The sequence below is a fragment of the Acinetobacter sp. YH12063 genome, from assembly GCF_013419715.1.
Classification (GTDB): domain Bacteria; phylum Pseudomonadota; class Gammaproteobacteria; order Pseudomonadales; family Moraxellaceae; genus Acinetobacter; species Acinetobacter amyesii.
In genome coordinates this window covers 1-1,301 of the sequence record NZ_VOZO01000045.1, presented here as the reverse complement: position 1 = coordinate 1,301, position 1,301 = coordinate 1, and the positions used below count along the sequence as shown (strand labels likewise).

The window sequence follows — 1,301 nt, the reverse complement described above, 5'->3', positions numbered from 1 at the left end:
TTAAGTTCTTTATCCGACATAGACACCAACATATCAAACCGTCCGCTTCGATAATCGCAAAAGCGCATATTCTAAAAGCGGACATTTTTACTTTGGAGAAACCGGACATTTCTATTTTGGAGTTACATTTAAAATTCGTATAATCGCCATTATGTTAAATAGGAACCTTAGAACAATAGAAAATTATAATTTCATTGCCATAAGGAAGAATATACTTACAATCCTACGTTCGTTTGTAAAGCAATTTGCTGTGAAGCTAATTCAAGTGCTTTAGATTTCCCTAATGGTTTAATATCAGTGCCTTCAGCATATATAAAATCTACCTTATCAATACCAATTAATCCTAATACTGCTATTAAATATGCTGTAACAGCATCTGTTGGAAGATCTTGATGAAAACCACCACGTGAACTAAAGATAATTGATTTAACACCTTTAATTAATCCTACGGGTGCGGTTTCTGTATATTGAAAAGTTACTCGTGCTCGTGCAATTAAGTCGAACCAGTTTTTTAATTGGGTTGGTACATTTAAGTTATACATTGGTGCTGCAATCAATAATAGATCACAATCTTTCAGCTCTTGAATAAATTGATCAGAGAGAGCTACTGCTGCTTTTACCTCAGGTTTTTCATTCGCCTCTCCACGTAAGGCATTAAATATCTCTAAGTTTAATACTGGTAAGTTCATAGCTCCTAGATCATGTTCAATTATTTGGTCAACATAACCACTTTGCTTACGTCTATATAAATATTTATTAATGAGCTGATTACTTAGAGATTTTTCCTGCATAAAACTAGATTTGATAACTAAAATTCTGTTCATAGTAAGGTTCCTAATATGAATTTTAATTAGATTATCATTGATAAATTGGATACAAAAGTGATAATAAATCAACTCATTGATTCCCAATTGGAACTAATATGCGTGTTAATGATCTGAAAAGTTTGATGGCATTTATTAGTGTTGTTGAACAAGGAAGTTTTACTAAAGCATCAGAAAAATTACATCTGACTCGTTCCGCTGTCAGTAAGATGATTTCAAAGCTTGAGGTACAGCTCGGAGTAGTACTTTTTAACAGAGATACACGTCATTTAGCTCTCACAGAAGAAGGTAGTATTTTCTATGAACATAGCCAGCGGGCTGTACAAGAATTATTAATAGCTGAGACATTATGAACCGTACCGGGTTTGTCGGAGACCACTTTTCTTGAGAGAATGTCCCGATGAAAAAAGTAAAATACACCCCTGAAATCAGAGATAGAGCGGTTCAATTATTGATTGAATCTGAAAAAGATTATCC

The 1,301-nt window shown here is 33.6% G+C and carries 2 protein-coding genes; one reads left to right on the top strand and one right to left on the bottom strand.

Annotated features, from left to right (window positions below):
- Positions 1 to 215: 215 nt before the first annotated feature.
- Complete coding sequence (locus FTU12_RS16285; RefSeq protein ID WP_078194113.1) at positions 216 to 824, bottom strand: FMN-dependent NADH-azoreductase; 609 nt, start codon at positions 822 to 824, stop codon at positions 216 to 218.
- Positions 825 to 922: 98 nt separating this feature from the next.
- Here FTU12_RS16285 and FTU12_RS16280 point away from each other — a divergent pair, with 98 nt between their 5' ends.
- A complete protein-coding gene (locus tag FTU12_RS16280; protein ID WP_180114992.1) occupies positions 923 to 1,177 on the top strand; it encodes a LysR family transcriptional regulator in 255 nt (84 codons plus the stop codon).
- Positions 1,178 to 1,301: the final 124 nt, after the last annotated feature.

Excerpts from the sequence above, each read along its gene's own strand:
- FTU12_RS16285 (WP_078194113.1), bottom strand. The coding sequence starts at position 824 with ATGAACAGAATTTTAGTTATCAAATCTAGTTTTATGCAGGAAAAATCT.
- FTU12_RS16280 (WP_180114992.1), top strand. The coding sequence starts at position 923 with ATGCGTGTTAATGATCTGAAAAGTTTGATGGCATTTATTAGTGTTGTT.